We start from the raw sequence: 255 nt of genomic DNA, 5'->3' as shown, positions 1-255 counted from the left end.
AGGACGGCGTTCTCTACGCCAACGACATCAGGGCAAATACGCTTTCGGCATTTTCCTCGGTATTGGGCAACGTCGATATTTCGAACGCCTACATTGGCACGCTTACGGTTGGGACATCTAACATTGACCCTGGGGCGATCACAAACATCGAGTTTGCGGAGAGCGGGACTGTTTCAGGATCGAGTGTTTTCCTCAACATTGTTGCAAATCACGGAGTAGGCTCACCGAAAATCAAGGTGGAATTTAGGGGGCTGC

Annotated in this window: 1 protein-coding gene; it reads left to right on the top strand. The window is 51.0% G+C overall.

Annotated elements, in window-relative coordinates; all coding sequences use genetic code 11:
• On the top strand, nt 1-255 hold a 255-nt coding region (locus tag WA845_RS25240), incomplete at both ends, for a hypothetical protein (protein ID WP_337322845.1).

Origin of the sequence: Agrobacterium sp. CMT1, assembly GCF_037203725.1 — a bacterium.
GTDB lineage: Bacteria > Pseudomonadota > Alphaproteobacteria > Rhizobiales > Rhizobiaceae > Agrobacterium > Agrobacterium pusense.
This window is presented reverse-complemented; position numbering and strand designations above follow the sequence as displayed.